This is a genomic window from Streptomyces xanthochromogenes, from assembly GCF_014650455.1.
In the GTDB taxonomy this organism is placed as follows: Bacteria; Actinomycetota; Actinomycetes; order Streptomycetales; family Streptomycetaceae; genus Streptomyces; species Streptomyces xanthochromogenes.
Map to the genome: position 1 here is coordinate 298,918 of NZ_BMUZ01000009.1, position 26,647 is coordinate 325,564.

The following is a 26,647-nucleotide window of genomic DNA, read 5'->3' on the forward strand; positions in this document are numbered from 1 at the left end:
ACACTTAACCCGTCAGTCACAAAGCGTTCGTGATCACGCAACACCGCTGCGTCACAGTGATGCCATGACTGATATCCAGGGACAGATCTCCCACAAGCACGCCCGCCGCCGTCACCACTGGCGGCGGGACCTCGTCGAACTGGCCGCGCTCTTCACGGCCGTGGCCGTCGCCGACGGACTCTCGAACCTGGTCGCACACGGTCCCGACGGGCCGTTCCTGCTGGTCGCCTCGGCCGTGGCACTCGTCGCCACGGCGGCCTTCCACACCTGGTGGGCCCGGCGCAACAGCCATGCTCCGCCACTTGCCGGCACCGGCGATACGAGCGATACCGACGCCACGGCGAGCGGTCACGAGGGCGGGAGCACGCCCCGCGAGACGGCGCTGTGGCGGATGCGGACGACCGTACGGGACGCGCCCGGCAGCCTGGCCGCGCTGTGCACCGTCCTCGCCGAGCGGCACGTGGACATCCTCACGCTCCAGACGCACCCGCTCGCCGACGGCACCGTGGACGAGTTCCTGCTGCGCACCCCGGCCGCACTGTCGGCCGCCGAACTGTCCCGGACCGTCGCCGCGGCCGGCGGCCGGGACACCTGGACGGAGCGGGCCGACGCCCACGACCTGGTGGACGCGCCGACCCGGGTTCTCGGCCTGGCGACCAGGACCGCCCTCGACGCGGCCGAACTCCCGCTCGCCCTGCGCCAGTTGCTCGGACGCTGCACCATCCACTCGCTGCCCGCGGTCTCCCTGACGGGCCGCGCCACCGGCGCTACCGCCCCGGTCGAGGGCGTCCTGGAGTCGACCGTCATGCGGCTGCGCGATCCCAGCGGCGGGGCCATCACCATCGAGCGACCCCATCTCCCGTTCACCCCGACCGAGTTCGCCAGGGCGCGCGCGCTGGTCGAGCTGGACGCCCGGCTCGGTCCCCGCGTTCCGCGGGGCGAGGACGTCCTGACGCTGCCCGAGGGCAACGAGATCACCGTGCGGCGCGCCGCCCCGAGCGACCTCGAAGCGGCCAAAGCCATGCACGAGCGCTGCTCCGACCGCACCCTCGGCCTGCGCTACCACGGTCCCGTGGCCGACGCGGACCGCTATCTCGGGCACCTGCTCAGCCCGCGCTACGGCCGCACGCTCGCCGTGCAGACCGCGTCGGGGCGCCTGGTCGCGCTCGGCCACCTGCTGTGGGACGGCGACGAGACCGAGGTCGCGCTGGTCGTCGAGGACTCCTGGCAGCGTCGGGGCATCGGCTCCGAACTGCTGCGCCGACTGGTCGAGCTGGCCGTCGAGGCCCGCTGCGACAGCGTGTACGCCGTGACCCAGTCCTCCAACACCGGCATGGTCGCGGCCATGCGCGGCCTCGGGCTGCCCCTGGACTACCAGATCGAGGAAGGCACCCTGGTGGTCACGGCCCGCCTCGACCGGAGCGCCCAGGTGGGTTCGGCCGCCCGGCGCGGGCAGTTCGGGCAGGGCTGAACCGGCTCGGGGACCGCGGACCGGGAAGAGGGGTGGTGACGCGGGGGCCGTCGCTCGGAGAGGATGTCCGCATGCCAGACACTTCCAGCAGCGCACTCCCCCGCCAGGTCGCCGACGCCTATGTCGACGCACTCATCGAACTCGACCCGATCACCGGGAGCTATCTGGGCGTCAGGGCGAGCCACGCCCTCCTGCCCGACTTCTCCCCCGCAGGGCAGTCGGCCCTGGCCGACCTGGCGCGCACCACGCTCGCCCGTCTCGACGAGGCCGAGCGCCTGCCCGGCGCGGACAGCGACGCCGAGCGGCGCTGCGGCAGGCTGCTGCGGGAGCGTCTGACCTCCGAACTCGGGGTGCACGAGGCCGACGAGGGCCTGCGCAAGGTCAGCAACCTGAGCTCGCCGGTGCACGAGGTGCGCATGGCGTTCACGATGACGCCGACCGAGACCGAGGAGGACTGGCGTGCGCTCGCCTCCCGGCTGCGCGCGGTGCCCGCCGCCCTGGAGGGTTACCGGGCCTCGCTCGAACTGGGCCTGGAACGCAAGCTGTTCGGCGGCCCGCGTGCCACGGAGACGGTCGTCGGGCAGCTCGGCGAGTGGGTCGACACCGGCTTCTTCGAGGGACTCGCCGCCGCCGGCCCCGAGTCCCTGCGCACCGGACTCGACACCGCCGCCGCCGAGGCGACCGCCGCCCTCACCGCGCTCCGCGACTGGCTGCGTGACGTGTACGCGCCCGGCATCGAAGGCGCGTCCGACACGGTGGGCCGCGAGCGCTACCAGCGCTGGTCGCAGTACTACAACGGCACCGCGCTCGACCTGGACGAGGCGTACGCCTACGGCTGGTCCGAGTACCACCGGCTGCTCGGCGAGATGAAGACCGAGGCCGCCAAGATCCTGCCCGACGCCGGGCCCTGGGAGGTGCTCGCCCACCTCGACGAGCACGGCGCGCACATCGAGGGCGTCGACGAGGTCCGCGACTGGCTGCAGGCCCTGATGGACGAGGCCATCGAGGCGCTCGACGGCACCCACTTCGAACTCGCCGAGCGCGTACGGAAGGTGGAGTCCCGCATCGCGCCGCCCGGCGGCGCCGCGGCCCCGTACTACACGGGCCCCTCCGAGGACTTCTCGCGCCCCGGCCGCACCTGGCTGCCCACCATGGGCGAGACCCGCTTCCCGGTGTACGACCTGGTGTCGACCTGGTACCACGAGGGCGTGCCGGGCCACCACCTCCAGATCGCGCAGTGGGTGCACGTCGCCGACCAACTCTCGCGCTACCAGGCGACGGTCGGCCAGGTCAGCGCCAACGCCGAGGGCTGGGCCCTGTACGCGGAGCGCCTGATGGACGAGCTGGGCTTCCTCACCGACCCCGAGCGCCGGCTCGGTTACCTGGACGCACAGATGATGCGCGCCTGCCGGGTGATCATCGACATCGGCATGCACCTGGAGCTGGAGATCCCGGCGGACTCGCCGTTCCACCCGGGCGAGCGCTGGACGCCGGAGCTGGCCCACGCGTTCTTCAGCGGTCACAGCAGCAGGCCCGCCGACTTCGTCCAGAGCGAGCTGATCCGCTACCTGTCGATGCCGGGGCAGGCGATCGGGTACAAGCTGGGCGAGCGCGCCTGGCTGCTCGGCCGGGCGAACGCGCAGGCCCGCCACGGTGACGCCTTCGACGCGAAGGCCTGGCACATGGCGGCCCTCTCGCAGGGTTCCCTCGGCCTTGACGACCTGGTCGACGAGCTCTCCAAGCTCTGAGGTCGCGGCGGGGGCGACCCGTTCAACGGGCCGCCCCTACAAGGGAGTTCGGGGGTCACCGCGCTCGGGCCGCGCAGGAGTTCAGCAGCCGCACTCGACCGCGCCGGCCGGCGCGGTCAGCGGGTCGGCGGCGCGGTGCCCGCTTCCCTCCCACGTCTCGAAGGCGAAGCCCTCGCGCACCCAGTACTCGAAGCCGCCCAGCATCTCCTTGACCCGGAAGCCGAGTTCGGCGAGGGCCAGGGCGGCGCGGGTGGCGCCGTTGCAGCCGGGGCCCCAGCAGTAGGCGACCACGGGCACGGACTTGTCCAGGAGCCGCTCGGCCTGTTCGGCGATCAGCGCGGTCGGCAGATGGACGGCGCCGGGCACATGGCCCTGGTCCCAGGACTCGGTGGAGCGGGAGTCGAGGACGACGAAGCCGGGGTCGCCCCCGGCGGCAAGAGCCGCGGCCACGTCGGAGACGTCCGCGTGGAAGACCAGGGAAGCACGGAAGTGGGCGGCGGCGTCGGCCGGAGCGGCCGGGGCCACCCGCAGGACCGGGTTGTCCGGGGCCGCGCGCAGGACTCGGTCGGCGGGGGCGGTGAGCTGTGTCGTCATGGCTGAAAATCTAGGCGCGGGTGATCCACGACGGAAGGAACGATCCTCGGGGCAACCCTTGATCCGCCGGGGATTTCACGGTTGTGTGGGCGACATGAACGCGTATTCCCCGGACGCCACCGACTGGCGCATATTGGAAGCCCTGCAGGAGCAGGGCCGGGCCACCTTCGCCGAGCTGGCCCGGACCGTCTCGATGTCGGCCAGCGCCGTCACCGAACGGGTGCGGCGCCTCGAAGAGGCCGCGGTGATCGCGGGCTACACCGCGGTCGTCGACCAGGAACGCCTGGGCCGCCCGATCCTCGCCTTCGTGCGGCTGCGCTACCCCAACGGGAACTACAAGCCGTTCCACGATCTCGTGGAGGCGACTCCGGAGATCATGGAGGCCCACCACGTCACGGGTGACGACTGCTTCGTCATCAAGGTCAACGCCCGCTCGATGAGCCACCTGGAGGAGATCTCCGGGCGGATCGGCACGCTGGGGTCCGTCACGACGAGTGTGGTCTATTCATCCCCTCTGCCCCGGCGCGCGATCGGCCATTGAGCCGGCCCCGTCGATCCCGCGCAGCCGCACCGACGACCCCGCGCGGTCCTTCACCACTTCCAGCTGGGCGGGGATGCGCCGGCGCAGATCTCCCACATGGCTCACGATGCCCACGCTGCGGTCGCGTTCGCGCAGCGAGTCCAGTACGTCGAGGACCTCGTCCAAGGTCTGGTCGTCGAGGCTGCCGAAGCCCTCGTCGATGAACAGGGTGTCCAGGCGCGCGCCGCCCGCCTCGTCCGTGACGACGTCGGCGAGGCCGAGGGCCAGGGCGAGGGAGGCGAAGAACGTCTCCCCGCCGGACAGTGTCGCCGTGTCCCGCTCCCGGCCGGTCCAGGCGTCCACCACGTGCAGGCCAAGGCCCGAGCGGCCCCTGCCGCCCCGGACGTCGGAGTGGACCAGGGTGTAGCGGCCGCCCGACATGCGCTGGAGCCTGGCGGTGGCCGCGGCCGCCACCTGCTCCAGACGGGCGGCGAGGACATACGACTCCAGGCGCATCTTGCGCTCGTTGTCGGCGGAGGTGCCCGCGGTGAGCCCGGCCAAGGACGCCACCCGCTCGTACTCCTCGCGCAGCGGACCGAGCGCCCGGGTCTCCTCGGCGGCCCGGACGCTCAGTGCGCGCAGTTCCGCACAGCGGGCCCGGGCCGCCGCGAGGGCGGACGCCGCGTCCCGCAGCGCGCGTTCGGCCGCGGCGGAAGCGTGCGCCGTCTCCTCGGTGCGGGCCGGTGCGGCCCGGCCCGCGGCGGCCGTCTCCGGTTCGGCGAGGCGTGCGCCGATGGTCGCCTTCCGCTGCTGCCAGGCGTCGAGCCGGTGCTGGATGTCCCGCTGGCCGCGCTCGTCGACCTGGGCGGCCGACGCCGCGGCGGGGGTGTCGAAGCCGGCCCGGAACGCCGCTTCCGAGAGCCGCCCGTCGGCCTCCTTGAGCCGCGCGGCACTGTCCTCGACGGCGCGGACCGCCTCCGCGGCCTCGGCGAGGATGGCGGCGCGGTGTTCGAGCAGACCGGCCTGTTCCGCGACGCTGGCCGCGCCCGCCCGCACCTCGCTCAACTCGCTCTCCAGCGCTGCCTGTTCACGGTCGAGGGCCTCGCGGCTCGCGGTGCGGGCAGCGATCTTCTGCTGGGCTGCGCGCTGGGCCGCGAGGCGCTGCTCGTACTCCCGCTCGGCCGAGGCGAGCGCGAGCCGGGCCTCGTGCAGCCCTCCCGCCGCGTCCCGCGCCGCACGGTGTTCGTTCTCCAACTCGTTTGCGGCGTCCGCCAGTTCGGCCACGCTCGCGGTACCCGCCTCGGCGCGGGCGCCCGCGATGTCCTCCCGCACCGAGGAGAGGGCTGCCTCCGCCTCGGTCCGGAGGCTCTCCGCCCGTCGGTGGGCCTGCTGCGCGGCGTCCTCGGTGGCGCGGTCGACCTGCCCGGTGCCGGGGCGCGCGGGCGCGGGGTGCTCCGCCGAGCCGCACACCGTACAGGGCTCGCCGTCCTGGAGACGGGCCGCCAGCTCGGCCGCGATGCCGCGCAGCCGCTCCTCGCGCAGCGTCAGCCACCGCTCGTGCGCGGCGTTGGCGGCCGCGCGGGCGTCCTCGTGCCGACGCGCGGCCTCGCCCAGGCGGGCCTCCAGCGCGTCGCGTTCGCGGGCGGCCGCGAGGCGGCGCCGGGCCGGCTCCAGTTGTCCGGCCAGGTGTTCCGCGCGGGTCGCCGCTTCGTGAGCATTGTCGATCCGGGTCTGGTGGCCGAGCCTTGCGGTCTCCCAGCCCGCGAGCCAGGCCGCGGTGTCGGTGAGGACGTCCTCGTCGGCGCGGGACTGCCGGTCCAGGCGGGAGCGCTCCTCGTCGATCTCGGTGCTGCGGCGCTCGGCCCGGCGGGCTGATTCCAGCGCGCCGAGGTCCTGGCGCATCCGCCGCTCCAGGGCGGCGAGTTGATCGGCTCCGGCGTCCGCCAGGTCCGGGTGCAGCCGCTCGCGCGAACGGTCCCGTTCGGCGGTCGCGGTGCGGTGGGCCCGTTGGGCCTGCTCCCGCCACTCCAGGGCGGGCGCGACCCGTTCGGCCTTGCGGGCCGTCTCCAGGCGGGCCTTCAGTTCCTCCTGCTCGGGTTGGCCAGCGGCCAACTCCTCGGCGCCGGCGCGCGCTTCGGCGTACCGCGCCTGGAGTTCGGCCAGCTGCCGGGCCTCTTCGGCGAGGCGGCGGGCGGACGCCTGCCTGCTCTCGGCGGCGGCGACCGCGGCCGAGGCGATGTCGAGGCGTTCGTGTGCCGCGCTGCGCGCGACGGCCGCCCACTGCAGGACCGCGGAGGCGAGTCCCGGGTCGCCGGGCCGTGCGTCGGGCAGCGGCCAGGCGCGTGCCTCCGCGCCGCCGCCCGCGGCCTGCGCCATCCGCTGGGCGAGCGCGAGCAGCCGCTCGTCGCCCTCCTTGACCTGGCGTTCCGCGGTCCTGCGCAGCTCTGCGAGGCGGTCCTCCACGGCGGCGAACCGCCGGGTGTCGAAGAGCCTGCCGAGCAGCTTGCCGCGCGCCTCGGCATCCGACCTGAGGAACTTGGCGAACTCGCCCTGCGGCAGCAGGACGACCTGGCAGAACTGCTCCCGGCTCATCCCGAGGAGCCGGCCGAGCTCCTCGCCGATCTCCTGGTGCGAGCGGCTGAGCGCCCGCCAGGCTCCCTCGGCCGGGTCGTACTCGCGCAGCCAGGTCTGCGCCTTCTCGGTGGTGAAGCCACTGCCGCGCTTCTTGGGCCGGTCCTGCTGCGGGCGGCGGGTGACCTCCAACCGCCGCCCGCCGACGGTCAGTTCGAGCAGCACCTCGGTGAAGACGTCCGGCGCGGCATGGTCGCTGCGCAGCGGTGTGCCAGGGCTCTGGCGGGCGCCGGGCACGGCTCCGTACAGGGCGAAGCAGACCGCGTCGAGCACCGAGGTCTTGCCGGCGCCCGTCGGGCCGTGCAGCAGGAAGAGCCCCGCCGTGGACAGCGCGTCGAAGTCGACCTCCTGGCCGCCCGCGAAGGGGCCGAAGGCGGTGACGCGCATGCGGTGCAGTCTCACCTGGCCACCTCGTGCACCCTGTCGTCCACCCGCACGGCGTCGAACGCCCCTTGCAGGACGGTCCGTTCGCGGTCGTCGGGGCCGCTGCCGCCGCGTACGTGGGCCACGAAGTCCTCCGCGATCTGCTGGTCGCTGCGGCCGCTGAGCCGTTGCGCGTACGAGGCGTGGGGGTCGCCGTCCGCCCGCTCCGGGTCGAAGACGAGGCTGAGGGTGCCCGGGAAGCGTGCGGCGATCCGGGCCATGGCGTCGGCCGGGCGCACCGCGTCGGTCAACGTGGCCTCCACCCAGGACTGTTCGTGCCGGGCCAGGGCCGGGTCCTCGATGAGCTCGTCGAGGCGGCCGCGGACGCGGGCGAGCGGGCGGGGCACCGGGCAGTCGATCCGCTCGGCCGCGACGGCGCCGTCGGCGGCGAGGTCGACCAGCCACATCGACTTGCGGTGCGTGGCCTCGGAGAAGGAGTAGGCGAGCGGCGAGCCCGAGTAGCGCACCCGCTCGGTGATCGTCTGGCTGCCGTGCAGGTGGCCGAGGGCCACGTAGTCCACGCCGTCGAAGACGCCCGCGGGCACGGCGGCCACTCCGCCCACGGTGATGTCCCGCTCACTGTCGCTCGGCTCGCCACCGGCGACGAAGGCGTGCGCGAGGACGACGGAGCGGGTGCCTGCGGGGCGGGTCGCGAGGTCGGCCCGCACGCGCTCCATGGCCGCGGCGAGCACGGCCTCGTGGCCGGCCTTCGGCGCGGCCAGTTCGTCGCGGACCAGGGCGGGCTCCAGATAGGGAAGCCCGTAGCAGGCGACGTCACCGATCATGACGGGGGTGCCGCAGCCCGCCGGGTCGGTGCGCAAGTGGATGCCCGCCCGCTCGATCAGACCGGCCCCGACGCCGAGCCGGCGCGCCGAGTCGTGGTTGCCGGAGATCATCACGGTCGGCACCCCGAGGTCGGCGAGGCGGTGCAGCGCCCGGTCGAAGAGGTCGACGGCGGCGAGCGGGGGCACCGCGCGGTCGTACACGTCCCCCGCCACCAGAACCGCGTCCACACCCCGGTCGCGCACCGTCGCCACCACGTGGTCGACGAACGCGGCCTGGGCACCGAGCAGGTCGACCCGGTGGAAGGACCGGCCCAGGTGCCAGTCCGAGGTGTGCAGGAATCTCATGATCCTCGAGGGTAACGGTGGGGTACGACAGCCCGGGCGGCAACGGAGACATCGTTCCGTTCCGAAGACCTCACACACCCACCCCCTTTGTCCCTTGAGTCGCTTTCCGGGGGCGCCCCGTGCCGATTCCGGGCGTGGCGGACGCACCGGGATTCGTGCTCCACACCTCACGCGTCCCCGTACGCCTCGCCGCCGAGCTCCAGGGTCGCCGTGCCGGCGGTCGCGTCGGCGAGCCAGGAGCGGAAGGCATCGACGTCCGCCTCGGGCAGACCGAGGCCGATGGTCACGGACTCGGCGTACCGCACCTCGCGCACCGCGCGCCCCGTCGCCCGCAGGTCGTTCTCCAGCTTGCCCGCGCGCTGGTGGTCGACGGTGACCGTGGCGAGGCGGTACTTCCGGCGCACGACCGTGCCGATCTCGTCCAGGGCCTCACCAACCACACCGCCGTACGCCCTGATCAGACCGCCCGCACCCAGCTTGACCCCGCCGTAGTAACGGGTGACGACGGCGACGGCATAGCGCACTTCGCGCCGGGTCAGCATCTGGAGCATGGGCACTCCGGCGGTGCCGCCGGGCTCGCCGTCGTCGCTCGCCTTCTGCACGGAGGCGTCGGCTCCGATGACGTACGCGAAGCAGTTGTGGCTGGCCGTCGGGTGTTCCTTGCGGACGCGGGCGACGAAGTCCTGCGCCTCCTGTTCGGTGGCGGCGGGCGCGAGCGCGCAGAGGAAGCGCGACCTGTTGATCTCGCTCTCGTGCACGCCCTCTCGGGCGACGGTCCGGTACTGCTCCTGCATCCGACCACCCTATGCGCCCGCGCCCGCCCCGCCCCGCCCCGGCGGACCGGGGCGGGGCGGGCGGCGGCGGTCAGCGCGCCAGGAGCACGTCGGCCACCGCGGCCGGTACCGGCGCGAGCGGGGCGGGCCGGGTGGTGAAGGTGCCCCGCCCCTGGGTCCGGCCGCGCAGTCGGGAGGCGTACCCGAACAGCTCGGCCAGCGGGACCGTCGCCGTGATCACCGCCGACCCGGCACCGGCGGTGGACGCCGACACCTGGCCGCGCCGGGCGGCGAGGTCCCCGAGGACACCGCCGACGCCGTCCTCGGGAACGGTCACCGTGACCTCCGCGACCGGTTCGAGGAGTCCCATCGCGCTCACCCGCAGCGCCTCGCGGAGCGCGAAGCGGCCCGCGGCGCGGAACGCCATCTCCGAGGAGTCCTTGGAGTGGGTCGCCCCGTCGGTGAGCGTGACCCGCAACCCGGTGACCGGATGGCCGCCGAGCGGACCCTCGGCCAGCGCGTCACGGCAGCCGGCCTCCACGGCCCGCGCGTACTCCTGCGGAACCCGGCCGCCGACCACCGTCGAACGGAACGCGAATCCCCCTTCCGCCATGGGCTCGACATCGAGGACGACGTGCGCGAACTGCCCGGCCCCGCCGTCCTGTTTGACGTGCCGGTAGACGAGCCCGGTCACCCCGCGCACCACGGTCTCGCGGTACGAGACCTGTGGTCGGCCGACGTTGACGGTCACGCCCCGGTCACGGCGGATCTTCTCCACCGCGACTTCCAGATGGAGCTCGCCCAGACCCGAGAGCACGGTCTGTCCGGTCTCCGGATCGGTCCGTACGACGAGCGACGGGTCCTCCTCGGCGAGGCGTGCCAGGGCCGCGGAGAGTCGTCCCGGGTCGGTGCCGCGCCCGGCCTCGACCGCGACCGACACCACTGGATCGGCCACCGAGGGCGGCTCAAGGAGCAGGGGTGCTTCCGGTGCGCACAGGGTCGCGCCGGGCCGCGGCGCCTTGAGGCCCACCACCGCGACGATGTCCCCCGCCATCGCTTCCTCCCTCTCCTCGTGCCGGTCTGCCTGCACCCGCAGGATGCGGCCGACCCGCTCGACCCGGCCGCTCGCCGCGTCACGCACGGAGTCGCCCTTGCGCAGGGTGCCCGAGTAGATCCGCAGATACGTCAGGCGGCCGCGCTCGGTCGCGTTCACCTTGAAGGCGAGCGCGGCGAACGGCTCGGCCGGGTCCGGCGCCCGCTCCGCTGCCGCGTCCTCGCCGGCACCGCGGACCGGCGGCAGATCGGCGGGCGAGGGCAGATAGGCGACCACCGCGTCGAGCAGCGGCTCGATGCCGCGGTTGCGGTAGGCCGAGCCGCACAGCACCACCACGGCGTCCCCCTTCAAGGTCAGCTCGCGCAGGGCGCGTTCGAGGGTCTCCTCGGTGAGCGCCGAGGCCGCGCAGAACTCTTCGAGCGCGTCCGGATGGAGTTCCGCGACCGTCTCCTCCAGGAGGCGGCGCCGTCGCGTCGCCTCGTCGAGCAGCGCGGCGTCGACCGGTCCGGCGGTGCAGAGGTCGTCGTGCCACATCAGGGTGCGCATCCGTACCAGGTCGATGACGCCGGTGAAGTCGTCCTCGCGCCCGACGGGCAGCTGCACCACCAGGGGGACGGCGCCGAGCCGGTCCCTGATCGAGGCGACCGCCGTGTCGAGATCGGCGCCCGCCCGGTCCAGCTTGTTCACGAACGCGATGCGCGGCACGCCGTGCCGGTCGGCCTGCCGCCACACCGATTCGCTCTGCGGCTCGACTCCGGCGACGGCGTCGAACACCGCGACCGCCCCGTCGAGCACCCGCAGGGAGCGTTCGACCTCGTCGGCGAAGTCGACGTGACCCGGGGTGTCGATCAGGTTGATGCGGTGCCCGTCCCAGTCGCAGCTGACGGCCGCGGCGAAGATGGTGATGCCGCGGTCGCGCTCCTGCGCGTCGAAGTCGGTGACGGTCGTCCCGTCGTGGACCTCGCCCCGCTTGTGCACGGCGCCGGTGGCGAACAGGATCCGTTCGGTGACGGTCGTCTTGCCCGCGTCGACGTGGGCGAGGATGCCGAGGTTGCGGACGGCGGAGAGACAAGTGGCGGCGGGGTTGGGCCTGTTGGTGCGCATGGCCGGAGGCCTTTCGAGTGCCTTCGCTGAGCCGGGCTCAGGAAGCAGCGGGAAGGTGACAGCGCGATGAGGGGACGGCGTCAGGGCGCTCGGCGTACGTGTCGTGACACGACAACAAGGCCGAGGCGCAAAATTTTTGACGTTCCGTCAGTGAATGTCGAAGACATGCGGTGAAGGCCGCGCAGCCGTCACCGTGCGACGCGAGACACCAAAATCACGTCGTACCGGCTCGAAGGGGCGAAGTCGGCGGTGTGCTGCGTACGCATGTCCCGACTCCCCTTCTCCTCGCTCGTTCGCCCGTCACCCGACGGGCGGCGTCACGCCCGGTCGGCGCCGCACAGGGCGAGTGTAGGGAGAGGGGCGGGGTGGGGGCATCGGGTTTTCCGGCAGCGGTTCCGCCACGGCGGATTGCCGGCAACGGTCCCGCCGCGCCGCCGTGATCAACTGAAGGTCCGTATCCAGACCCCAGGAGAGGCTTCGATGAGCGCGTGGAACCAGGCACTCGACGCCGCGGGCATCCACGACCCCGGGCTGCGCGACGACTACACGCGCCAGCGCGAACTGACCGCTCGTTTCAAGCGGAGCGCCTATCTGGCCGCCCGACTCCTTTTGCCGCCGCCGCTGTTCCCGCACGTGATGGCCATGACCGCCTTCATGCACCACAGCGACAACCTGCTCGACAGCGGCGCCAGGGAAGGGCGGGCCGCGGCCTACGACGCCTGGGAGCGCCAGGTCCGCGCCGCTCTCGCCACCGGCGAATCCGGCCACCCGGTGCTTCGCCCCGTGCTCCACACCCTTGTGGCGCATCCCCGACTGCGCGGCCACATCGAGGAGTATCTGGTGACCGCCCGCGCCGACCTGGACTTCGCCGGGTTCGCCACGGAGGCGGACCATCAGGCGTACATCGACGCCTACTCGCTGCCCGCGTTCCTGCTCGTCGCCTGCCTGATCGCGCCGGACGGCGACGGTACGGAGTTCCGCGCGGCGTGCCGGACCTTCATCGACGCCGGCCAGCGCCTCGACTTCGTCAACGACCTCGCGGAGGACCTCGCCGACGGGCGCCTCACCATCCCCCGCGAGACGCTGGCGCGCCACGGGGTCACCCGTGAGGACCTGGAGCAGGCCCGCGATCTGCCCGGCACCCGTGAGCTGATCACCACTGCCTTGGGCAGGCCCGGGCCACCCTCGCGGACAGCCGGCCGCTCGTGACGATCGTCCCGGCGCCGGGCCGCCCTCTGGTCCGCGCGCTCATCTCGTTCGACGAGCTCACCGCGGCGGCCGCGGCCCGCAAGGGCGCCGGGCTCCTGTCGGCACCGGCGCGCCCCTCGGCGCCGGGGGCCGTACGGGTGCTGCTGCGCGAGTACGCGCGGGCCCGGCGGTTGCGGTGCGCGGGCGCCGGGGGCACCCGGCCGGGGCTCCGGCCGCGTCCATGACCCCGCGCGCGGAACAGGAATGCCGTCGCACGTCGCCGGTGTTCCCCCAGTGACGTGGGCCGCGGGGCGCCAACCGCAGACCGCGGCCCCACCCACCGTGGACCGACCGAGGACACCCCAGGAGACGCCCGTGTACGCCGATCAGGACACCATCCGCACGATCCTCACCGACACCGGCGACACCTGGGCCGTGGTCGGGCTCTCCAACAACCGCAACCGGGCCGCCTACGGGGTGGCCGAGGTCCTGCAGCGGTTCGGCAAGCGGATCGTTCCCGTCCACCCCAAGGCGGAGACCGTGCACGGCGAGCAGGGCTACGCCTCCCTCGACGCGATCCCCTTCCCCGTCGACGTCGTGGACGTCTTCGTCAACAGCGAGCTCGCCGGAGCCGTGGCCGATCAGGCCGTGGCCGTCGGCGCCAAGGCCGTCTGGTTCCAGCTCGGGGTCGTCGACGAGGCGGCCTACGAGCGCACCCGGGACGCGGGGCTCGCCATGGTCATGGACCGGTGCCCGGCGATCGAGATCCCCCGCCTGCGCTGAGCCGATCCGGGCCCCGCGCGCATTCGACGAGTGCGGGTATGTACCACTGAATGGCACACGCTCATACTGGCGCCAACCAGACCTAGCGGGAGGCACCAGTTGGGGGAGCTGATTCGTACCCGGGACGGGCGGGACTTAGGGGTTGAGAGCTACGGGAACCCGAAGGGCAGACCGGTGTTCCTGCTGCACGGCACGCCGGGGAGCCGGCTCGGTCCGGCCCCCCGCAGTGCGGTGCTCTACCGCCTCGGGGTCCGTCTGATCACGTTCGACCGGCCGGGATACGGCGATTCGGACCGGCTGCCGGGGCGCCGGGTGGCGGACGCCGCGGCCGATGTGGAGGCCATCGCGGACGCCCTGGACCTCGACGAGTTCGCCGTGGTGGGACGCTCCGGCGGCGCCCCGCACGCGCTGGCCTGCGCGGCACTGCTCCCGGACCGAACGGCCCGGGTGGCGGGCCTGGTCAGTATCGCGCCGCGCGATGCGCAGGGGCTCGACTGGTTCGAGGGAATGACCGAGTCCAATGTGCGCGAGTACATCAACGCGGCTGCCGGGAAAGGCCAGTTGACGACGGCCCTGGAGATGCGGTCGATCACCATCCGGTCCGATCCGAGGCGTTCGGTGGACGACATGCGCCACCGTCTTCCCAAGCCGGACCGGGGCATCGTCGCGGACGCCGGCATCCGGGCGATGCTGGAGCGCAACTTCGAGGAAGGGCTGCGGAGTTCGGCCGACGGATGGGTGGATGACGTGATGGCGTTCAGCACCGACTGGGACTTCCGGCTTGAGGACATCACCGCGCCGGTGCTGCTGTGGCACGGCGAGCAGGACGTGTTCGCGCCCGTCCAGCACACCCGCTGGCTGGCCGAGCGCATTCCGGGCGCCCAGCTGGTCGTCGAGCGGGGCGCGGCCCACTTCGGGGCGCTGCGGGTGCTCACCCGTGTGTTGAGCTGGGCCACTTGGTGAGTCACTGAGGACACGGCGAACAGGGAGTGCCCGGGCCCGCTGGGCCCGGGCACTCCCCCGTCCGCGTCTCACACCGGCTGCGGCTCCAGGTCGCGGTTGATCCGGCGCCAGGCGCGGGCCGCCTCGGCGATGGGGTGGTCCACGCCCAGTTGCTTGGCGGCCGGCTCCAGGATGGAGGCCCGCAGGCGCTGGGCCTCCTCCTCCCGGCCGGCCGCGCGCAGCGTGATCGCCAGGTTGGAACGGCAGGCGAGCACATCGGGATGCGTCGGCCCGAACCGCTCCAACAGGCCCTTGAGCGCGGTCCGTTCCCAGCGCTCTGCCAGGTCCGGCCGGCCGAGGTCGCCGTAGGCGTTGGCGAGGTTGATCGCCGCGCACAGCGTGAACGGGTGCCTGGAACCGAGGACTTCCTCCAGGGCCGCCCGCACGTCCTCGCCGCCGCGCGCCGCCTCCTCCGCGGCGCCGAGACCCCGCTGGTAGATGTACAGGTTGTTGCGGCAGGCCAGGGTGAAGGGGTGCTCCTCGCCCAGGGTGCTCTGGTAGCCCTCGTAGGCCTGGAGGGCGAGGTCGAGGGCGGCCTGCTTGTCGCCGGTCGCCGAGAAGTCCGCGGCCAGGTTCAGGCAGCAGGCGAGCGCGTCCGGCGCCTTGGTCCCGTACCGGCCGCGGTAGCGGTTGTACGTTTCCTCGGTGAGCCGCTTGGCCTCGTGCGGGTGCCCGGCCTTGCGCAGGGACACCGCGAGGCTCTTGGCGGTGCGCAGCGCCTCGGGCACGTCCGCGTTGAGGACGCGCTCGAACGCCGCCACCACCGCGCGCAGTACCTGGATGGAGGCGGCGTACTCGCCGCTCTCGCGCAGGTCCCGCGCCAGGTGGCCCTTGGTGGTGAGGGTGAAGGGGTGCTCCTCGCCCAGCAGGGCGCTGCGCCGCTCCACCGTCTCCTCGTCCAGCCGACGGGCCGCCTCGCTGTCGCCACTGAGCCGGTAGTCGATGGCGAGGTTGTTGGCCGCGATGAGGGTACGGGGATGGTTCTCGCCGAAGATCTGGCGCAGCCCGTGGTAGATCCGCAGGTCCCGGGTGAGGGCCTCGTCGAACCGGCCGAGCGCGCGCAGGTCGGCGGCGAGGCTGCCGGTGGTGATGAGGATGCTGGGGTGGTCGTCGTTGGGGTGGTCCTTGTGCAGGACGCTGATCTGCCGGGCCAGGGTGTCCTCGTCCATCGCCCGGGCCTCCTGGTACTTGCCCTGGGCGCGCAGCGCGTTGGCCAGCTCGAAGCGGATGTTGAGGGTCTGGAGGTCGTTCTCGCCGAGCTCGCGCGTCCAGACCTTGTTGAGCTGGGTGCCGAGCACCCGGGCGCTCTCCAGTTCGCCGCGCTTGAGCAGGTAGCGGATGCGGTCGACCATCAGCTGGCGGACCTTCTCCTCGTCGCAGTCCGCGATGCCGGAGGCGCTCAGGTGCGGCCAGATCAGTTCGAAACTGGGCCAGCTCTTGGGGTCGTTGACCGGGTTGTCGCGGTCGACGCCCTCCACCGGGCGGGCCTCGGCGAGGATGCGGTGCACCTCGTGCTTGGCGGTGTCCACCTCTTCCTCGGTGAGCCCGGCCCGCACCGCGGCCTGGACCAGCCGGTGCACCTGGATGCTGCTGTCCGCCGGGTCGACCTTGGCGAGCGCGAACCGGTTCAGCGTCTGGATGACCTTGCCCAGCATGTACCGCTCGCGCAGATCCGGGTCGTACGGCAGGAGTGACTCGAACATCGAGTCGCTGCCGATCAGCCGCATCGAGATGGGCTCGGCCGAGAAGAACGAGCACAGCTCCAACAGGCGTACCGCCGCCTTGGATTCATCGCGCAGCCGGCTGATGGAGATGTTCCAGGTGGCGCCGATCTGCTCCGAGTAGTCCTCGGGCTTGCCGAGGGAGAGGACCTTGGTGCTCTGCTCCCTGAGCTGTTCCACATACGCGTCGACCGGCGTCGCGGTCTCGGCGAGCCAGGCGGCGGCGACCTCGACCGCGAGGGGCAGGTCACCGACCGCGTCGGCGACCCGGTCGGCGTCGGCGACGGGCAGCTTGGTGACCCGGCGGCACAGGTGCTCGATGCTCTCGGCGCGGGTGAAGACCTCGACCTCGATGCCCTCCACCTTCGTCGAGGCGGGTTTGTTGCGGCAGGTGGCGAGTATGTGGCCGTAGGTCTCGCCCGCGATGGGCTCCATCTCCTCCGGGAGCAGTTTCAGCGCCCGGTCGAGGTCCTCGACATTGTCGAAGATCAGCAGCCAGCGGGAGTACGGAGCGCCGCGCCGCAGCGCCTGGAGGGCGGCCGCGGCGGCCTCGGCGACCACGTCGCCGGCCCTCAGATCCATCTCGGCGGCGAGTTCGGCGAGCGAGGACACCACCCGGTCGGGCTGCTCCGCCTCGATCCACCACACCAGGTCGTAGTCGGCGCGGAAGCGGTGCGCGTACTCCCGGGCCACCTGTGTCTTGCCGACGCCGCCGAGGCCGTACAGGACCTGGGGGAAGCGCTGGGCGGAGCGGCTGTCGCCGCGCAGTTGGTCGCGCAGCTTCTCCAGCACGGTGGTGCGTCCGGTGAACCAGGCGTGCCGGGGTCGTACGTTCCAGACCTTGGGCACGCTGCCCGGGTAGCGCGGCCCGGCCGGCGCCGACGCGAAGGCCGCGACCGCCTCGGACCGGTCGAGCGCGTTGAGCACGGCCGCCGCCGCGTCGTTCTCGTCCAGGCGGACCAGGTCGATGACGCCCCGGTTGCTGAGCGGCGGGCTGAGCCGCACGTCGCCGACCCGCACGGGCAGGATGTGGCGCCGCACGCCCGCCGCGTCGAGCCCGCTCCCGGTCTCCCAGGAGCTTCTGGCACGCTCGGAGTTGAGGTAGGCCTGCGAGACGATCGGGATGACGCGGTAGCCGATTCCGGTGGTGAACTCGATCTCGGGCGTGCCGGTTTGGGGCGCGCGGACGTCGACCGGCACGACGTGGAAGCCGGCCACGGTCAGCACGTGCACCAGCCAGTCCACCCACATCTGGTCCTCGGCGACATGGGTGAGGACCAGGTTCGACGGCGGCATGGGCCGGCGCCGGGTGTAGGCGGCGACATGGGTGAGCCGGTCGGCCTCGTCCATGGGCGGCAGCGAGTTGACGAGTCCGCCGGTGAGGACGGAGGTGAGGCGTTCGCAGGCGCTGAGCATGGAGCTGCTGACGTTGGGGGCGTCGCCGAAGGTGGCGAGGATCTCCTCGTACGCGTAGAAGGGGCGGTAGGGAACCTCCACCGTGCCCCAGTAGTTGCCGAGTTCCTCGGGGCTCAGGCCGCTGGGGAACCCGGGGAAGCTCTCCCGGGCCAGAGCTCGTCCGGCGTCCGCCTTCTCCTTCTCGCCGTCGTCGATGCGCATCGGGACGGGCAGGATGCGGATGCGGCGCTCGTGGTAGCGCTCCTCGATGTCGCGGGCCACCGCGGAGGCGCCGTCGATGCTCTGGTCGCTCAACGTGAAGCAGACGACGAGGACTTCGGGCATCTGGACGGTGCAGATGTCGGCGATGTCGCTGAGTCCGGTGCGGCTGTCGATCAGGGTGTAGTCGTAGTGGCGCTGCATGTCGTCGCGCATGGCGTCGAAGAACTGGCCACCGCCGAACCGCTCGTGGAAGTCGTCCCAGTCCATCTTGCCGACGATGGAGGGGTAGTCGCGGTTGCGCCGCCCGGCCGACAGGAAGTCCAGGCTGCCGCCCTGGGGGAAGTTCCAGTTGAGGGAGGTGGCGTGTGGGCGCACCCGGGCGTATTCGCGGTGCCAGTCGGGTTCGCGGTCGGCGGGGCGCCGGGCCTCGTCCTGGTAGTCGGTGATCAGGTTGATCAGACCCGGGGTCGCCTCCAGGTCGGCGAGGTCGAGGAAGGGGTGGAAGAACCGGTGCAGGCCCGGTGCCTCCAGGTCCCAGTCCACCGCCAGCACCCGGTACCCGTTGGCCGCCAGGATCCAGGCGCAGTTGGCCAGCGCCATGGTCCGTCCGGTGCCGCCCTTGTACGAGTAGAACGTGACGACGGTCCCGTTGCGGTTCTCAGTCATCTGATGAGCCCTCCGCCTTATCACCGTGGTTCTTGTCCTGGTCCGTGCTCTGACCGCGGCCGCTGGGGCCACCCGCGCCGTAGCCGATGCCGCTGGGCAGGACCCGGGGCATCGGCCCACCGCTTCCGGGCGGTGGGTAGGTCGGCGCGTTGGCCTCGTAGTGTTTGACCGCCGCCTTCACGGCCCCCGGGATCGCCTTGCTGAAGGCTTCCAGTGTGGGCAGTCCGGCGCTCGGTGTGCGGTGTCCGTCGCTCTCGTCGACCCGGGCGGCGAGTGCGGCGTCGGTGTGCTGCGACAGCTCCTCGTTGCGCGCGTGGGTTTCGGCGTCGGCCACGTTGCCGGGGACCATGACGCTGATCCAGGGCCGACGGGTGGCCCCCAGCTGGTCGAGGAGTTCGCGGCGGCGCCGGGCGTCGAGGGCCCAGCGGTCGAGCAGCAGCAGACCGGGCCCGGGCGGGCCCGAGGCGAGGAGCCGCTGCGGCTCGGCCTCGAAGTCGCTGAGGTGCACGGTGTAGTTCAGGTTGCGTACGACGTCGACGGTGTGGTCGGCGAGCGGTCTGGAGGACGCCGGGTGGTACGGGTTCCAGTCCAGGGCCTCGGTTCCGTAGCAGTCCGGGCTGCGTCCGGTGGGGAGACTGGAGCGCGAGCAGGCGAGGACGGAGACCTCCATTTCACGGGCCGGGCCGCCGGTCGGGCCGAAGGCGGGCGGCACCTTGGCGTAGTCCTGGTGCGGGTCGCCGTGCTCCAGCTGGGCCTGCTGGGCCACGTTCACGATGCGTTTGGCCAGCCGGTAGACGGCGCGTTCGTACTGGTCGCGCAGGTAGTTGAGCTTGATGAGCCCGTAGAAGCCCTCGTCGGCGTACTCGTCACCGAAGGTGGCGTGGTTGAACTGGAGCCGCTCGGCGGGCTGCGGCAGCTGCCGCGTCGGTACGGGCACCCACAGCGCGGGCACGATGCCGGTGACGGGGTTGCTGTTGTTGTTGCTGTGGCGGGTGTTCTGCGAGGCGGCCCGGCTGGAGAAGGCGAACCACTCCCGGCCGCACTGTTCGCTGAGGAAATAGCGCGGTGAATAGAGCGGTACGAACACCTTGCAGTAGGCCAGCGCCTCCGAAAGGCGTTCCTGCCAGCCCTCACCGGGCTGCATCTGCTGATCCATGAAGCCGGCGCTGCCGGCCGGGAGGGGCGTCAGCTGCATCACATGGGCGCAGAGGTCCCGGAAGAACCGCTGGACCCACAGGTTGGGGTCCTTGTCCTTGGGGTCGCTCTTCGGCGTGTGCGCGTAGCTGAGGAAGAAGTATGGCTTCTGCTCGTCTCCCCCGGCCCCCACTGATCCCTGCACCACTGTCTCCCCCGGTCCAAGTGGATGGGACCTCAGTGTAGGAACGGAGGATTCTCCGGCGGAACAGAACGAACAAACCCATGAGGAGATCCACTCACCGAGTTTCGATCAGATCATGACCGAAATCATGCGGAGCCCGGTGAGTGGATCAATCAATGGGAGGGAGAATTCGCTCAATTCGCAGGTGAATTCACTCGGCGCCGCCTTCGACGCGGGCCTTCCAGGCGGCGCGATGGCGCCGGGCGGAGTCCTGCGCCGCGGTGAGCGCGGCCGGAGAGACGGCCTCGCCCCGCCACCCCGAGACGGTCTCGCCCATGCGTCCGACGAACCGTTGCCCCAGGTCGGTGAGGGATGCCGAGCCGAGCAGCACGTCGACGGCCTCCGCCGTCTGCTGCCGCCAGCGCGCGAACTCCGCCTCGGCCAGAGCCCGTTCGGGTCCCGTGCCCGCCGTTTCACGGCGCACCCGCCAGAAGTCGGTCACCGCGATGTGGGCGTACGTTCCCTGGAGCAAGCCACCGATCGGGCGCGGATCGGCGCGCCAGGGGGCGTAGTAGCGGTCGCGGTCGGCCTTGTCGTAGAGGTCGACCGCGTCGAGGACCGCGGCGAGCTTCACATGCTGGAACTCGTGGACGATCAGCAGGGCGAGCTGTTCGGGCGAGGCGGGACGGGCCACCCCGATCGCACCCCAGGCGTCCTTGCAGGCGGCGCTGACGTCGCTGCCGTCCGGGGCGTGCAGAGGTGTGATCAGCCGCAGTCCCGCGGCCACGCCGTCGGCGTAGGCGGGCAGTTCGCGCCGGATCAGGGACCAGGCGCCGGTCAGGTCCTCGGACCACAGCTTGGCCTCGTCGGCCGCGAGCCGTGCCGCGACGGGCCATTCGTGGCAGTCGCGCAGCGGGTCGGTGTCCTCGATGGCCACGCTCCACCCCTCGCCCGCGAAGAGGCGTACGGGGTGCCAGTGCGGGGTCAGGCCGTCCATGCCCTCGTGCCATCCGATGTCGAGCCCGCGCGCACCGGCCCGCACGGTGAACCCCTCGGCGCCCGCGGTCACTTCGGCGTGGCCGGCCGAGCTGTCGAGCCGTACGGTGCCGAGTCCGGGCAGCCGCAGCATGCCGTCGCGCAGCGGCACCGTGACCGTGCGGTCGAGGCGGGCTCGCAGCGTGGTGGCGGCCGCGATCTCGGCGAGGCCCGCGGCGGGCGCCACCCGGCCTTCGAGCACGCCCAGCGCCCACGGTCGGGTGTAGGGGTGCACGAGGACACCGGCGAGTTCGTCGGGCACCTCCGCGTCGAGCTGGGTCAACAGGTCCCAGGCGGCGGCGCCTTCGCGGTCGGACAGGGCGATGCGCTGCTCGCTGACGGCGGCGAGCAGTTCCTGGTTGATGTCCAGCTGGGCTGCCGCGAGACGAGTCACGGTGTCGGCCCCGCCGAATCCGGTGGCCAGCTCCTCGAAGTCGGCCTGCTCCAGAGGCAGTTCGGTGGACGATGCCTTCGGCGCGGGCACTTCCGCCTCACGGTCGCGGATGGTGGTGACCAGGGACAGCAGGTCGGGGCAGAACACCGAGGGGTTGTCGAACTCGCTGCCGTCGCTGCGGTAGCGATGGGCGTAGAGGCCGCCGCCGCAGGACTGGACGACCGGGCAGTCGCGGCACTGCCGGCAGAGCTGCTCGATGCCCTGCTGGCGGGCGAGCATGCCGGGGTGCTGGAGTACGTCGTCGAGCGAGTGCGTGAAGACGTCCATGCCGGTGGCCGGTGCCCCGTCATAGGACGTTTTGAGACTGTCCGCCTGCTCGAAGGTGCCGTCGGTCTCGATCACGACCAGGTCGGCGGGGGCGAGCCCCAGCGATTCGGTGAGGCTGCTCTCGCCGCGCAGGGTGCGCAGCACCGAGTCGAAGATGCGGACCGGGACGGGGCGGCCCGCCGCGTCCCAGCGGCGGTAGATCGCGTCGAGCCAGTCGGCGTAGGGGGTGGCCGCGCCGCCGGGGCGGGGCGGCGGCGTGTCCCAAGTGGCGTGCGGCAGAAGGAAGTCGATGCGCGGGGGCGACAGCTCCACCAGGGCGTCGTAGACCGCGACCGGGTCGTTCTCGACGTCGATGGTGCAGAGCAGTCCGGCGAACAGGCGCCGGTAGCGCGGGCGTTGGAGGAGTTCGACCGCCCGGATGACCTTGGCATGGCTGCTGCGGCCGTCCGCGTAGCGGCGGTGGCGGTCGTTGGAGACCTTGTCGCCGTCGAGGGAGACGCCGACCTTGATGCCGAGTTCCAGGAAGAGTTCGCAGAACGCCTCGTCGAGCAGCACGCCGTTGGTGTGCATGCGCAGATCCAGGGCACTCACTCCGTGCAGGGCCCGCCGGAGTTCCTCGGCGGCCCGGCGCAGTCGGTCGGGGCCGGCGAGCAGTGGCTCGCCGCCGTGCAGCACGACGTGGACGGTGGGGAGTCGATGGCGCCGGGCGTGCTCGGCGATACGGTTCGCCACCTGGGCGAGGATCTCCTCCGAGACGGCGCGGGGCCTGCCCCGCCAGCTGGTGTCCGCGTGTTCGTAGACGTAACAGTGATCGCACGCCAGGTCGCATCGGCTGTGCACCTTCAGCACGAATTGCGACAGGGCAGGCGGAATCGGCCGGTCCATGGGGTGAGTCGTTCCGCCCGTCAGAGCGCCGACTGGAAGGCGGACGCGGCGGGAACCGTGGGGCTCCCGTACGCCGCCATCACCCGGGTGAGGTTCGCCGGCGCACGGCCGGCGCCCTGCGCCGCCGCCCGCCGCACCAGGGGGAGCCACGGGAGGGCCGGCCTGTGGAGGGCGGGGCCGGGCCGTACGGCCGCCGAGACGAGAGCGTCCACGTGAGCGCCTTTCGGATCGTAGCGCCGTGTCTCGCAGCGGAGTCTTTCCGGATCACTGCGCAAACAGGCTCATGGAGAACGTTGCATGGGCTTTTGGTACGTCGTGCAATGCGGCCGCACGCCGTGCCCATGTGCGCTCATGCGCCACGAGCGACTGGTCCGACCACTGCAGCCTCCCCGGGACACCACAACTGCCTTGGCCCGTGCCCAGGTTCGGCGTTGACGCGGAATCCACTCGCACGAGTGGTTTCGTCCCGGGCGGACTCCGCTTTTCGTCGCCCCCCGGAGACGAGAGAGTCGACGATGCCAGCCTCCACCCGACCACGCCTCCATTACCAGACACCAGGCCAAAATCGTCCAGAAGGCGATGCCGAACCGATCACGGTCCACCATCAAAGCTAACAGGCCCCGCAGGAAAGGCCGTTGGGGGGCTCATTGCCCCAACGGGCCTCAGTGCTCGAACGGTACGGAGACGGCCATGGTCATGGACACCGGCTCCGGTCCCGCATTGCGGTACGTGTGTGCGGCGCCGGCCTCGAAGGAGGCCGAATGGCCTGCGGGGATGACGTAGTCGACGCCGTCCACGGCGAGCGTGAGCGTGCCTTCGGTGACGTGGACCAGCTCGACGGTGCCCGTCGGATGCGGGTCGGAGTTGCTGCCGTCGCCCGGCATCAGGTGCCAGTGCCACATCTCCAGGGGCCCCGGCGCCTCGGTACCGGCGAGGAGCGTGTTGTAGCTCCCCCGCTCGGTGGACCAGAGCCGGACGGCCTGGTCGGGCGGGACGATGCGCACCTTGGGGCCGCTCTCGTAGTCGAGCAGCGTGGTGATGCTCACGCCGAGCGCGTCACCGATCTTCACCACGGTGCCCACGCTGGGGTTGGTCCGGGCCTGCTCGATCTGGATGAGCATGCCGCGGCTGACGCCGGCCCGGGTCGCGAGCGCGTCGAGGGTGAAGCCGCGTTCGGTGCGCCAGCGCTTGACGTTGCGGGCCAGTGACTGGGTCAGCAGTTCGAGGTCCGACACATTCCGTCCATGAGGTGGGCCCCGGAGGGCCATCCAATATATTCAATGACAGGGTTCAATACAGTGCACTATCGTGTGGTGCACCCTACTGATCTACCGTGTCACTGCACTGTACTGCGAGGCCTGCCATGACAGCACTGTTCGCCCTGGCCGCCAGCCTCCTGTGGGGTCTGGCCGACTTCGGCGGCGGGCTGCTCACCCGGCGGATGCCCGCCCTGACCGTCGTGGTCGCCTCCCAGACGGTGGCCGTGGTGGTCCTCGGCACGGTCGTGATGGCCACCGGTGGCTGGCACGAGGCCGGCCCGCAGCTCTGGTTCGCGGTGGCGGCGGGAGCCGTGGGACCGGTCGCCATGCTCAGCTTCTACAAGGCCCTCGCGCTCGGCCCCATGGGCGTCGTCTCCCCGCTCGGCTCCCTGGGCGTCACGGTGCCCGTCGGGGTCGGGCTCGTCCTCGGCGAGCGGCCGGGGGTGCTGCAGTTCGCCGGGATCGCGGTGGCCGTGATCGGCATCCTGCTCGCGGGCGGGCCGGAGTTCCGCGGCGCCGCGGTGCGCCGCCGGGCCGTGCTGCTCACCCTGCTGGCGGCCTTCGGCTTCGGCGCGGTCATGGCGCTCATCTCGGAGGCGTCCACCACGGTGACCGGCCTCTTCCTCGCGCTCTTCGTGCAGCGCGTGACCAACGTCGCGGTCGGCGGCACCGCCCTGTTCGTCTCGGTGCGGCGCGGTGCCCGGGCGCTGCCCGAGGAGGGCGGACTGCGCGCGGTGCGGCTCGCGCTGCCCGCGCTCGCCTTCGTCGGCCTCGCCGACGTGGCCGCGAACGGAACGTACGCGATCGCCGCCCAGCACGGCCCGGTCACCATCGCGGCGGTGCTCGCCTCGCTCTACCCGGTGGTCACCGCGCTCGCCGCGCGCGGCGTCCTCAAGGAGCGGCTGCGGGCGGTACAGGCGGCGGGCGCGGGTCTCGCGCTGGTCGGCACGGTCCTGCTGGCGAGCGGCTGATCAGGCCTCTTCGGGCTCCAGCTCGGGCCCCAACTCCGCGATGGCGAGCAGCTGTTCGGGGGTGACGCCCTCCGGGATCGGCACCGGCGCGGGCGTGCGCAGCGGCGGCTGCCAGCCCTTCTCCTCGTCCCAGGTCCGTACGACGCGGGCCGGCGCCCCGGCCACCACCGCGTGGTCGGGCACCTCGCCGCGTACCACCGCACCCGCCGCCACGACCACGTTCCGGCCGAGCCGGGCGCCGGGCAGCACCACGGCTCCGGTGCCCAGCCAGCAGCCCGGGCCGATCTCCACCGGCTCCATGCGCGGCCACTGCTTGCCCACGGGCTGGCGCGGATCGTCGTAGCTGTGGTTGGTCGAGGTGATGTAGACGTACGGGCCGCAGTACGTGTCCGAGCCGATGCTGACCGTCGTGTCGGCGATGACGTGGCTGCCCCTGCCCAGTACGACTCCGTTGCCCAGGGTCAGGATGGGCTCCGCGCCGAGGTCGAGGCCCGGCATCATCCCGGCGGTGAGGGTGACCTGTTCGCCGATGATGCAGTGGTCGCCCAGCTCGATCCAGGGCTCACCGAAGACGGTGCCCTGCGGGAAGGCGAGGCGGGTGCCGACGCCGATCCGGCGGAAGCGCAGCCGCCCGGGGTGCGCGGCGGTGACCGCGCCCGCCTCCCTCACCACGGCCCAGCCGGCGTGCACCGCCCGGGAGGCGATGCGGCGCCGCCAGGCGGTCAGCGACGAGAACGTGTTTCTGTTCTTGGGCACCCGCTCACGGTACTCATCGCCGGCCCGGGCGATCAGGGCCGACGCCTGTGATCTTCCGCTCAGCGCGGGACCACGGCCACCAGCGCAAGGGGACGGCCGGTCAGCCGCCGTGCGCCTTGCGGTGGTCCTCGGCCAGGCCCAGATACATCAGGGCGTTGACCTTGATGCCCTCGCGCTCCTCGTCGGTCAGCTCGCGGCGGATCTTCGCCGGCACCCCCGCGACCAGCGATCCCGGCGGCACGACCATGCCCTGCGGCACCAGGGCGTGTGCCGCGATGAGCGAACCCGCCCCGATCCGGGCGCCGTTGAGGACGGTGGCGCCCATGCCGACCAGCACGTCGTCCTCGACGGTGCAGCCGTGCAGCACCGCGTTGTGCCCGACGGTGACCCGCTCGCCCAACGTGACGGGGAAGCCCGGGTCCACGTGCACCGTGCAGTTGTCCTGGATGTTGCTCTCGGCACCGATCACGATCGGCCCGCAGTCGGCCCGCAGGACCGCGTGGTACCAGACGCTCGCCCGCGCGCCCAGGGTCACCTCGCCGAGCACCACCGACGTGGGTGCGGTGAATGCGGTCGGGGCGATCTCGGGCGTCTTTCCGCCCACTGCCACGACCAACGCCTGCTCTGCCATGCGCCACTCCTTGAACGGATTCCCACGGGGGTACGGATCCATCGCGCCGGGGGTCACGCTAAGCGACCGCGCCTCGGCCCGCGCGGCCGGGGGCCCGCTTACGATCACGCGATGGCACTCTTCCGGATCGACCGCCGCACCCCGCTCACCCCCGCCGAGGCCTGGCGACGGCTCACCGACTGGGAACGGCACGCCCAGGGCGTGCCGTTGACCCGGATCGTCGTGGAGACCCCGCCGCCGAGCGGCCCGGGCACGGTCTTCGTGGCCCGCACCGGGCTCGGCCCGCTGGGCTTCGACGACCGGATGGAGATCACCCGCTGGGAGCCGCCGGCCGGGGACGCCCCGGGCGTGTGCCGCCTGGAGAAGCGGGGCCGGGCGATCACGGGCTGGGCCGAGATCGAGGTGGGCACGGCCGGGAAGGACCGGGACGCGAAGGCCTCGTCGGGGGAAGGCGCGCCCCGGGGAGGCGCGTCCGGCGGTGGGACGTATCTGGTCTGGCGTGAGGACCTGCGCGTACGTGGACTGCCGCGCGCCCTCGACCCGTTGACGGCTCGCGCGGGACGGCTCCTGTTCGGGCACGCCATGAGCGTGCTCCTGAGGGACCGGACGCGCTGACCGGCCGCTCCCGCCCCCGGCGGGATCAGGC

The 26,647-nt window shown here is 72.4% G+C and carries 21 protein-coding genes; 9 read left to right on the forward strand and 12 right to left on the reverse strand.

Going from position 1 to position 26,647, the window contains the following annotated elements; translation table 11 throughout:
• Positions 1-64: 64 nt before the first annotated feature.
• Entirely contained in the window at positions 65-1,471 is a 1,407-nt protein-coding gene (locus tag IE267_RS24380) for a GNAT family N-acetyltransferase (RefSeq protein ID WP_189764716.1), read from the forward strand.
• Between the two features lie 71 nt (positions 1,472-1,542).
• Entirely contained in the window at positions 1,543-3,219 is a 1,677-nt protein-coding gene (locus IE267_RS24385) for a DUF885 domain-containing protein (RefSeq protein WP_167155298.1), read from the forward strand.
• An 81-nt stretch (positions 3,220-3,300) separates the two neighbouring features.
• Here IE267_RS24385 and IE267_RS24390 read toward each other — a convergent pair whose 3' ends face one another.
• A complete protein-coding gene (locus tag IE267_RS24390; RefSeq protein WP_189764717.1) occupies positions 3,301-3,813 on the reverse strand; it encodes a rhodanese-like domain-containing protein in 513 nt (170 codons plus the stop codon).
• A 94-nt stretch (positions 3,814-3,907) separates the two neighbouring features.
• Between IE267_RS24390 and IE267_RS24395 the strand changes: the two genes are divergently transcribed.
• Positions 3,908-4,354 (forward strand): Lrp/AsnC family transcriptional regulator, encoded by a 447-nt coding sequence (locus IE267_RS24395; RefSeq protein ID WP_189764718.1) that lies wholly within the window; start codon positions 3,908-3,910, stop codon positions 4,352-4,354.
• Here the strand turns inward: IE267_RS24395 and IE267_RS24400 are convergent.
• The 4 genes from IE267_RS24400 to fusA all read right to left on the reverse strand — a co-directional run bounded on the left by IE267_RS24400 (position 4,319) and on the right by fusA (position 11,448).
• Entirely contained in the window at positions 4,319-7,366 is a 3,048-nt protein-coding gene (locus IE267_RS24400) for an AAA family ATPase (protein WP_189764719.1), read from the reverse strand. The two genes, IE267_RS24395 and IE267_RS24400, sit on opposite strands and share 36 nt — an antisense overlap.
• A complete protein-coding gene (locus IE267_RS24405; protein ID WP_189764720.1) occupies positions 7,363-8,517 on the reverse strand; it encodes an exonuclease SbcCD subunit D in 1,155 nt (384 codons plus the stop codon). Before IE267_RS24405 ends, IE267_RS24400 begins: the two co-directional genes overlap by 4 nt.
• A gap of 167 nt (positions 8,518-8,684) precedes the next feature.
• Positions 8,685-9,311 carry a YigZ family protein gene (locus IE267_RS24410; protein WP_189764721.1) on the reverse strand — a complete coding sequence of 209 codons (627 nt, stop codon included), beginning with the start codon at positions 9,309-9,311 and terminating at the stop codon, positions 8,685-8,687.
• A 70-nt stretch (positions 9,312-9,381) separates the two neighbouring features.
• The gene (gene fusA / locus IE267_RS24415; RefSeq protein WP_189764722.1) at positions 9,382-11,448 is read right to left on the reverse strand and encodes an elongation factor G; all 2,067 of its coding nucleotides are present in this window, start codon (positions 11,446-11,448) and stop codon (positions 9,382-9,384) included.
• A gap of 480 nt (positions 11,449-11,928) precedes the next feature.
• Between fusA and IE267_RS24420 the strand changes: the two genes are divergently transcribed.
• From IE267_RS24420 to IE267_RS24430, 4 genes are all read left to right on the forward strand, one after another.
• The gene (locus IE267_RS24420; RefSeq protein ID WP_308428839.1) at positions 11,929-12,657 is read left to right on the forward strand and encodes a squalene/phytoene synthase family protein; all 729 of its coding nucleotides are present in this window, start codon (positions 11,929-11,931) and stop codon (positions 12,655-12,657) included.
• Positions 12,654-12,881, forward strand: a complete 228-nt coding sequence (locus IE267_RS40300) for a hypothetical protein (protein WP_308428840.1) — start codon at positions 12,654-12,656, stop codon at positions 12,879-12,881. Before IE267_RS24420 ends, IE267_RS40300 begins: the two co-directional genes overlap by 4 nt.
• A 130-nt stretch (positions 12,882-13,011) precedes the next feature.
• The gene (locus IE267_RS24425) at positions 13,012-13,419 is read left to right on the forward strand and encodes a CoA-binding protein (protein WP_161245622.1); all 408 of its coding nucleotides are present in this window, start codon (positions 13,012-13,014) and stop codon (positions 13,417-13,419) included.
• A 99-nt stretch (positions 13,420-13,518) separates the two neighbouring features.
• The gene (locus IE267_RS24430; protein WP_189764723.1) at positions 13,519-14,382 is read left to right on the forward strand and encodes an alpha/beta fold hydrolase; all 864 of its coding nucleotides are present in this window, start codon (positions 13,519-13,521) and stop codon (positions 14,380-14,382) included.
• A gap of 68 nt (positions 14,383-14,450) precedes the next feature.
• Here the strand turns inward: IE267_RS24430 and fxsT are convergent, their stop codons facing one another.
• The 5 genes from fxsT to IE267_RS24455 form a co-directional block, all read right to left on the reverse strand.
• Complete coding sequence (gene fxsT, locus IE267_RS24435; RefSeq protein WP_167155280.1) at positions 14,451-18,425, reverse strand: FxSxx-COOH system tetratricopeptide repeat protein; 3,975 nt, start codon at positions 18,423-18,425, stop codon at positions 14,451-14,453.
• Positions 18,418-19,764: a TIR-like protein FxsC gene (locus IE267_RS24440; RefSeq protein WP_229861393.1), complete on the reverse strand. Its 1,347-nt coding sequence runs from the start codon at positions 19,762-19,764 to the stop codon at positions 18,418-18,420. The genes fxsT and IE267_RS24440 overlap by 8 nt, the downstream gene beginning before the upstream one ends.
• Before the next feature lie 190 nt (positions 19,765-19,954).
• Entirely contained in the window at positions 19,955-22,384 is a 2,430-nt protein-coding gene (locus IE267_RS24445; RefSeq protein WP_189764724.1) for an FxsB family cyclophane-forming radical SAM/SPASM peptide maturase, read from the reverse strand.
• Between the two features lie 20 nt (positions 22,385-22,404).
• Positions 22,405-22,596 carry a hypothetical protein gene (locus tag IE267_RS24450; RefSeq protein WP_161245620.1) on the reverse strand — a complete coding sequence of 64 codons (192 nt, stop codon included), beginning with the start codon at positions 22,594-22,596 and terminating at the stop codon, positions 22,405-22,407.
• A 450-nt stretch (positions 22,597-23,046) separates the two neighbouring features.
• The gene (locus IE267_RS24455) at positions 23,047-23,619 is read right to left on the reverse strand and encodes a helix-turn-helix domain-containing protein (protein WP_167155274.1); all 573 of its coding nucleotides are present in this window, start codon (positions 23,617-23,619) and stop codon (positions 23,047-23,049) included.
• 128 nt (positions 23,620-23,747) lie between these two features.
• Between IE267_RS24455 and IE267_RS24460 the strand changes: the two genes are divergently transcribed.
• Positions 23,748-24,614, forward strand: a complete 867-nt coding sequence (locus IE267_RS24460; protein WP_189764725.1) for an EamA family transporter — start codon at positions 23,748-23,750, stop codon at positions 24,612-24,614.
• Here IE267_RS24460 and IE267_RS24465 read toward each other — a convergent pair whose 3' ends face one another.
• Together IE267_RS24465 and IE267_RS24470 are read right to left on the reverse strand one after the other, a co-directional pair.
• Positions 24,615-25,370, reverse strand: a complete 756-nt coding sequence (locus tag IE267_RS24465; protein ID WP_189764726.1) for an acyltransferase — start codon at positions 25,368-25,370, stop codon at positions 24,615-24,617.
• A gap of 100 nt (positions 25,371-25,470) precedes the next feature.
• Positions 25,471-26,001, reverse strand: a complete 531-nt coding sequence (locus IE267_RS24470) for a gamma carbonic anhydrase family protein (protein ID WP_189764727.1) — start codon at positions 25,999-26,001, stop codon at positions 25,471-25,473.
• A gap of 111 nt (positions 26,002-26,112) precedes the next feature.
• Here IE267_RS24470 and IE267_RS24475 point away from each other — a divergent pair, with 111 nt between their 5' ends.
• Complete coding sequence (locus IE267_RS24475) at positions 26,113-26,616, forward strand: SRPBCC family protein (RefSeq protein ID WP_189764728.1); 504 nt, start codon at positions 26,113-26,115, stop codon at positions 26,614-26,616.
• Positions 26,617-26,647 lie beyond the last annotated feature (31 nt).